Source organism: Bradyrhizobium sp. UFLA06-24 (genome assembly GCF_054967145.1).
This window is the reverse complement of sequence record NZ_JADFUE010000124.1, coordinates 1-8,109: the sequence shown is the minus strand read 5'-3', so window position 1 is coordinate 8,109 and position 8,109 is coordinate 1. Positions and strand designations below refer to the sequence as shown.

Sequence of the window (8,109 nt, the reverse complement as noted above, 5' to 3'; positions counted from 1 at the left end):
GCGGGCTGCTCACGATCGTCTGAATTCAGTGCTCACGATCGCGCGAAATCGATGCTCACGATCCGTGAAATCCGCAGATGCTCCCGGTGCGGGTCTATCGAGGGCTGTAAAGGGTGGTTTGTTGCTGATCGCCAGCATGCCAGATCGAAGCCCTGGTTCATATTTTGAAAGTGAGAACGGATGGATTTCCCCTCGACCAAGCGGGTGCGTGAACAATCGGACAGCACGGGCCCGCAAGAGAGCTCACCCGCGGCTCCGTCCGCAGCCGCGGCGACCTTTGAGCGGCAATTGAGCGAGATCGGCAGTTCAGGTGAAGGTGATGGAGCAATGCCGGCCGCCTCGACGCCGCAGCCGGCTCAGTCAAAAGGGATTCTGAGAAGGCTCAGCAAAAGCCCCCTTTATTCCCAGGATGCTCCCCTTATTTTGGGGCTTGAGAAGGCCCTCATCAAGGGCGGGGCCGCCAAAGGCACCGCACGAAATAATCTATATTCTCTTCGCAGCTTTGGCCAGTGGCTCTTCGCAAATAACAAAGATCCCATTGCTGCTCGGCTCGACGACGAAGAGTCGCTGACCGTTGATGCGCGCGTGTTCGAAAAGCGTCCCGCGACACTCCTTAGGGCAATAGACCATCTCAGGACCTCGCGGTCGACGGGCGGAATCGTGCCGATCGCAGGCCGCACTGAGTTGCATCCTTATCCCCAGGACGCAGCTCTGATCGAAGGGTACAAAAACGACGCAGCGACAGATACCGGCAAGAAGGATGCAAGCAAGAATGCAACTGCTCTTCGCAGTTTCAGCGACTACCTGCGTGAAAACAGCAAGAAGGGCATTGCTGCTCGTCTTTCAGACGAGGCGTTGGATGGAGATGTCAAGAGCTATAAGAGGGCCCCCGGTGCTGATTCAAGGATCGGTGCCGCTCTGGCTCATCTCCGAAAATCGCAGGCGGGCGCTAAGGCGATGGAGCTCGAGCGCCATATTGATTCCGAAGACGCGGCCCTGAAGGAGTCGAGGCAGGTCGGCGACGCTGCTGCGCAGCACAGTTCGTTGCAGAAAGCTGGCAGTTGGCCAGAGGAATTGCTTCCTGCGGAAGGCCATGATCAGAATTTGCTTTTGGGTCCGATGGACGAACCCGGCCCGCCGTCCTCGGCGCCGCAACCGGCTCAGTCAACTGGGGTTGCGATAGGGCACAAGAAGCGGCCTCTTCATTCCGAGGATGTTCCCCTTATTGCGGGGTTTGAGGAGGCCCTCCGGAATGGGAGCGCCGCCGAACGCACCGTCCGAAACTATCTATCTTCTCTTCGCAGCTTTGGCCAGAGGCTCTACGCAAATAACAAAAAGAGCATTTTTGCTCGGCTCGACGACGAAGAGTCACTGACCGCTGATGCGCGCGAGTTGTTCGAAAAACGTCCCGCGACACTCCTTAGGGCAATAGACCATCTCAGGACCTCGCGGTTGACGGGCGGAATCGTGCCGATCGCAGGCCGCACTGAGTTGCATCCTTATCCCCAGGACGCAGCTCTCATCGAAGAGTACAAAAACGAAGCAGCGACAGATACCGGCAAGAAGGAAGAAGCCAGGAAGGATGCAACGGCTCTTCGCAGTTTCAGTGACTACCTGCGTGAAAACAACAAGAAGGGCATTGCTGGTCGGCTTTCAGGCAAGGCGCTGGATGGAGATGTCAAGAGCTATAAGAAGGACGCCGGTGCTGATTCGAGGATCGGTGCCGCTCTGGCTCATCTCCGAAAATCACAGGCGGGCCCTAAAGCGATGGAGCTCGAGCGCCATATTGATCCCGAAGACGCGGCCCTGATGGAGTCGAGACAGGTCGGCGACGCCGCTGCGCAGCACAGTGCGTGGCAGAAAGCTGGCAGTTGGCCAGAGGAATTGCTTCCTGCGGAAGGCCACGATCAGGATTTGGGCCGGATGGACGAACCCGGCCCGTCGTCCTCGGCGCCGCAGCCGGCTCAGTCAACTGGAATTTTGATAGGGCACGACAAGCAGCCTCTTCATACCGAGGATGCTCCCCTTATTTCGGGGCTTGAGGAGGCCCTCCGTAATGGGAACGCCGCCGAACGCACTGCCAGGGGCTATGTACGTACTCTTCTCAGCTTTGGCCACTGGCTCTTCGCAAATAACAAAGATCCCATTGCTGCTCGGCTCGACGACGAAAAGTCACTGACCGCTGATGCGCGCGAGTTCATCGGAAAGGGTAATCCCTTAAGGCTTCTTGCGGCGATAGTTCATCTCCGAACCTCGCAGTCGACGGGCGGAGTCGTGCGGATCGCAGGCCGCACTGAGTTGCATCCTTATCCCCAGGACGCGGCTCTCATCGAAGAGTACAAAAACGAAGCAGCGACAGATACCGGCAAGAAGGATGCAAGCAGGAAGGATGCAACTGCTCTTCGCAGTTTCAGCGACTACCTGCGTGACAACAACAGGCCGGGCATTGCTGCTGGGCTCGGCACGTCGTTTGATGGAGATGTCGAGAGCTATAGGAAGGTCGCCGGTGCTGATTCCAGGATTGGTGCCGCACTGGCTCGTCTCCGAAAATCGCAGGCCGGCGCTGAGGCGATGGAGCACGAGCGCCATATTGATCCCGAAGAGGCGGCCCTGAGGGAGTCGAGGCGGGTCGGCGACGCCGCTGCGCAGCACATTGCGTCGCAGAAGGGTGGCAGTTGGCCAGAGGAATTGCTTCCTGCGGAAGGCCATGATCAGGATTTGCTTTTGGGGCTGATGGATGAACCCGGCGCGTCGTCCTCGGCGCCGCAGTCAACTTGGATTGTGATAGGGAAGAGGAAGCAGCCTCTTTATTCCGTGGATGCTCCCCTTATTTCGGGGCTTGAGAGGGCCCTCATCAAGGGCGGGTTCAGCAAATCCGCTGCCGAGCAGCACGGAGGTTCTCTTCGTAGCTTTAGCCGTTGGCTTTTCGCAAAAGAAAAACCGAGCATTCGTGATCGGCTCGACAATAAGTCGCTGACCGATGGCGGTGAGGTGCTCGAGTTCACCGGAGAGGGTAATCCAAAGACACTCGTTCAGGCAATCGACTATCTCCGGACCTTGCGGTCGACGGGCGAAGTGCCGATCTCACGACGCGCTAAGCTGAATCCTCACCCCCAGAACGTGGCCTTTATCAATCCCGAAGACACGGTACTGATGGAGCCGAGGCGCGTCGACGCCGCCGCTGCGCAGCACAGCGCGTCGCAGGAAACTGGCCGTCGGCCAGAGGAGCTTCCCGCGGAAGGCCGCGATCAGGATTTGCTTTTGGGGCTGATGGACGAACCCCGCTCGTCGTCATCTCTCGAGCCAGCCGCGCGCCATGACCAGGCACCGGATCCCGGAGAGCCCGACCGCCAGCAGTCCCCGGACGAGCCGATGGCTGCGCTTGCCAGGAGCAACCGCCTGCCAAGCGAGGAGGTCCTCATCAACGATGAGCATGACACAGCTGAGTTGAGGCCAGCGAAGAGGCAGAGGACCCTAAACAATCCGCAAGGCGTTGCCGGCGAGCGGCAGCTGAGCGAGATCGCCAATTCAGGCGGCCAGCCGACACCGGCGCCTACCCATCAACAGGGTACGTCGTCATGGGAGACGCAGCCGATGCTGCTGCGGAGCGGCTACGAAGATGTCACGGCGCCGCATGCGGTCGCGACGTACGTCGGGGGCGCCGCTGCGCAGCACAGCGCGCGGCAGCGAGCTGTCAGTCGGCCATTGGTCCTCCCGGAAGGTTACGATCAGGATCTGCGCTTAATGGTGGAAGACGGCCCATCGTGGCCCGAGGTTCCTCCTGAGCAGGCGCAGGACATAGTCCAAGCTGGGCAGGAACCTGCCCGGCCGACCGTGGAAGCAGCGCCAACGCACTCTGCCAGGGCTCGCTCAAATACCTACGGCGGTATTGAGGTGTCGTTTAATCCGAATTCGCCCGCATCATTTGAGTTGCGTGACAATGCTTGCAGCCCGGCGCCTGGCTTTCCGCCGCCGTTTGCCGGGCCGGTACCGGGGCATCACCAGGGCGCTCAACAGCTCGGCTCGCCGCAGGGGCTTTCTCCGGTGTCCGCCCACTCGGACGATGACGCTTTGGCGTGGTTGAGCGAGGAGCTTGCGCGGCAGATGCAAGAACCGGCATCACCATCAACTGCCAGGGCTCAGGATCTCTATCGTGGATTTAAGGCACTGCTTGATCCGGATGTGGCCGAGTTGGATGACAGTGCTCACTTTGCGCCAGCGCCTTCTGCCAGGGCTCGCTCAGACACCTACGGCGGTCTTGAGGTATCGTTTAATCCGAATTCGCCCACATCATTTGAGTTGCGCGACAATGCTTGGAGCCGGGCGCCTGGCTTTCCGCCGCCGTTTGCCGGCCCGGTACCGGGGCATCACCAGGGCGCTCGACAGCTCGGCTCGCCGCAGGGGCTTTCTCCGGTGTCCGCCCACTCGGACGATGACGCTTTGGCGTGGTTGAGCGAGGAGCTTGCGCGGCAGATGCAAGAACCGGCATCACCATCAACTGCCAGGGCTCAGGATCTCTATCGTGGGTTTGGGGCACTGCTTGATCCGGATGCGGCCGAGTTGGATGACAGTGCTCACTTTGCGCCAGCGCCTTCTGCCAGGGCTCGTTCAGACACCTACGACGGTCTTCCATTGGTTGATCTGACCGCGCCCGCACCGTCCCCATTGCGCGACGATATCGTGCGGCGGTTTCCGATCACCTCCTCCGATGCTCAGATCGGGGCGTTGAAGCCGATAGCCTTGTCCCACAACCGCGGGCTGGTGCTCGAGCACACGGAATGGCTGGGCGACGAGCATATCCTCAGGGATTACCAGCTTCAGGAGCTGGATTTGCAGAGGAGCGATTCGGATCTCGCCGCCCGGACGCGGTTCGTAGATCCCCTCGAAGCGCTGCGGCTGCGCCTGGGCGCGGAGAGCGACGTGCTACGCGTATTCCATCGCATCGTCCATGATCGGCGTGATAACGATACAGCCGACTTCCTGTTGCTGCCAGTGAACGATGCCAGTGCTACGGACCGCGGCAGGCATTGGTCGCTGCTGTTCGTTGATCGCAGCAACCGGCAACGGCCTGTCGCCTATCACTACGATTCCTACGGGAGATACAACGAGACGCATGCAAGACAACTCGCAGAAAGGCTGAACCTCGCCCTGCAGCCCGCCGGCATGGCCCAGCAGCAGAACACTTATGATTGCGGCGTCTTTGTCGTGGACGGCACGCGGGAGCTGGTTAGGCAATTGGCGCAAGGACGGGAGCCAGACCAGCTGAACCTCAGCAACGTCGTTGCCAATCGGCAGGCACTGCAAGCGCGACTCAGGGGTTGATGTCGCCGTGGGCGGACCCTCGCGGCGCTTCTCTTTGAGCTTGAATGACGGCTGGAAGAAGTTCACCAGCAGGCGCGCCGCGGCGTAGAGACGTGCCATCACGCGGGCCGTCTCGCCCCCGTCGAAGCGCCCGTATCCGACGAGCCGCCGGACCACCGACAGCGCGATGCGGTTGTCGGCAAGGGCGAGCGCGCGACGCTGCGCTTCGGAAAGACCGGTCAGCTGACCGGCGCCTCGAGGAGACCGAGCTTTCGCGCGGCCAGGTATCGGCCTTCGCCCGCGATGATCGTGCCATCGCTGTCGACGAGCAGCGGGTACCGTCAAGTTAACGAATTGGAGCGGCCGAGGGGTAGACGACCGGCATGCCGACCGCCCGGGACCCTCTTTATCGCCGCCATCGCTTCCCATCGGAAGTGATCAGCTATGCCGTTTGGTTGTATTTCCGGTTTCCCAGCGGCTCATGAAGAAGCTCTTGAAATCCGCCGGCACGCCGCCGCGCGTGATGATCACGGACAAGCGTTCGCACGGCGCTGCGAGGGCGAAGATGGGCTTTTTCGTCGAACATCGCCAGCACAGAGCTCTCAACAATCGGGCTGAGAATTCTCATCAGCCGACGCGGCAACGCGGCGGATCATGAAGCGTTTCAAATCGTCCCGTCAGGCTCAACGGTTTCTGTCACTTCACGTTCCAGGCATCGTAAGTGGATCCGTAATCCCCGGGAAATTGACGAAACCTCAGACTCTCTCCTCAGCAGAGGTGTATCCGCGCCTGCGCTTGGCGCGCTCCAGCCGTCCGAATGCTTCGCCCGCTTCAGCGCTGGCATCGAAAGTCTGCACCATCGTCTGGCCGGTCGTGCCGATCCGGCCCCAGTCGCGGATCAGCGAGACCCCGCCGAACAAGGTCGGTTGGATCGAAAGCAAGTAAAACCGCCGCATGTTGCGGGTGGTGTCGATGCGGCGAAGGTGAAGCGGCCCTAGCTTAAGGTTCGGCATGCATGGATTCTCGCTTCCTGTGGAAGCGAGGTCCAATGCTTTCTATGAATCGATCAGGGCCAAACGATTCATTCTCTCGCTACATCAATTGCACCAGGCGGGTGTCTTCGGACTGTGGCGATGATGTGGAGGCTCCACGGCCCGATTTGAACCCCACCGTCTCGCGGCAAAACCGAGACCGCAGTCTGAACTGATCGAGAAGCTCACTGAATCGCGCCGGAGCTCGGTCCAAGCATTGTCGATCCAGCAGCCTCAGCAAGGTTTGAAAGCTGACTAGGTGACATCGGTGCAGCCGTTGAGCGATCGACGGAGCAATTGCGGACGAACGGGAAATCGAAGTCCGGACACGGGTGAATTATGGAATGACACCCGGGCACTTCTTTGCCGGTGCTGCTGCAGAGAATCAAGCGCGCGATGTGGTCGGACATCGCCGACCTGCGTCTGGCAGCCCGACCAACCTTATGGGGTGTTGAAGAAGCGCGCGGCCTCTTAAAGGCCGCATTCTCTGTGGTAGGGCAGTATCTGAAAGCGCGTATGGCCGCGCAACCTGAGGCGAGAGGAGGATTCCGATGTTCGAGGCTAAAGACTATCGCGTGTGCTGCCATCACTTTGTCACCCCGACCGACCGCGCCGTCTACCCGGCGCAAGAGCCCTTACTAACCTACTCTGAGGCCCTCCGGCAGGTGCAGACCGAGCAGGCCAAGGGCTACATGGTGGCCTGGGTCATCGATCGCACCGGAGCAGGCGCCACCAATGAGATTGGTGGTTCGAACGCATCGGTTCGACGTTGATCGTAAGCGCAGCTCTGGCCCTTGGATTGGCGCTTGACGTCTGTTTTGATTACGGTGTGAGCCGGCACGGCTTCCACTTTTCCGACAACGTTGACGCTGGCCTCAAGCGCCTGCCTGTCGTCGAACCACTTTTTAGAGCTTGATCACATGATCGCAGCCGCGCCGAAGATCGAAGAGGCTGCAATGCCGTTTCCACGCCGAGTCACAAGCAGAAGAAACTCAACCAGGACTCGCGCTGGTCAGCGTCATCAGAAACTGTGCACGCTCGACAGGACGATCGAGCCAGTGCGTCGAGGTCTATTCCTGCATAGGAGGACGCGGCGAGGCGGCGGGAAAGTTGGAAGGTTGGGATCCAGCAAGGTCCCGATTCGCGCGCTGTACCTCGGCGGTCCCAAACACGAGGACGCAGAGAGGTCTGTTTTGGGCGCGGGATTTTGGCTGGGACACGAGCCCGTCAGAGCGTTGCCGCCGCCGCTCTGAAATGGTCGGGAAACCTTCCGATCGTGCGAGACTCTTATCTAACCTCACTTGTGATCCGCTCCCCTCGAGACTTTTGGAAGATATCCCAACTGCCGTTCCAGAGCAGCTAAGGTTCGACGGGCCGAATCCAATCTCGCAGTCGCCTCGACCAGGTCGGCCCATGTTTTATCCGACCGTGCAACCGCCGTGGAGCCGGTCTCAAACAGGTTGTTGTTGAGATGCGGGGCCGCTTCGCCTCGCAGGGCACGCTCCAAATCGAGCAGGGTGCTCGTCAGCGCTCGATGCGCGCACGCGTCCTCTCGTTCCAGGTTTTCCGCCACGTCGAGCGCCGCACGATAGTGTCGTATCGCTGCAACGACTCTGCTCTCGAGGTCGGGCTCATCGCTCATCTGCTTTTCTCTCCACGAATCTTTGAGCAATTTGTGTCGGTCTGAACGAGCAAAAATTGTAAGCGGAGCTTTTCTCCCATTTGATTGACTGGTTTCGCTTCGGCTTTCGCTCTGCGATCCTTGGCTTGTCAGAGA

Annotated in this window: 4 protein-coding genes and 1 pseudogene; 3 read left to right on the top strand and 2 right to left on the bottom strand. The window is 60.1% G+C overall.

Going from position 1 to position 8,109, the window contains the following annotated elements; translation table 11 throughout:
- The first annotated feature begins 180 nt into the window (after positions 1–180).
- Positions 181–5,322, top strand: coding sequence for a Ulp1 family isopeptidase (locus tag IF809_RS37365; RefSeq protein ID WP_354267412.1), 5,142 nt, complete (start codon positions 181–183; stop codon positions 5,320–5,322).
- A gap of 362 nt (positions 5,323–5,684) precedes the next feature.
- Positions 5,685–6,006: pseudogene (locus tag IF809_RS37360) on the top strand (DDE-type integrase/transposase/recombinase); the annotation flags it as partial.
- 50 nt (positions 6,007–6,056) lie between these two features.
- On the opposite strand, the gene IF809_RS37355 reads toward IF809_RS37360, so the two are convergent.
- Entirely contained in the window at positions 6,057–6,314 is a 258-nt protein-coding gene (locus IF809_RS37355) for a WGR domain-containing protein (protein WP_011084508.1), read from the bottom strand.
- A 569-nt stretch (positions 6,315–6,883) separates the two neighbouring features.
- Between IF809_RS37355 and IF809_RS37350 the strand changes: the two genes are divergently transcribed.
- Positions 6,884–7,105, top strand: coding sequence for a hypothetical protein (locus IF809_RS37350; RefSeq protein ID WP_014497999.1), 222 nt, complete (start codon positions 6,884–6,886; stop codon positions 7,103–7,105).
- Positions 7,106–7,629: 524 nt separating this feature from the next.
- On the opposite strand, the gene IF809_RS37345 is transcribed toward IF809_RS37350, so the two are convergent.
- Positions 7,630–8,109 (bottom strand): efflux RND transporter periplasmic adaptor subunit (locus tag IF809_RS37345; RefSeq protein WP_249155863.1); only part of this gene is annotated, 480 nt, incomplete at its 5' end.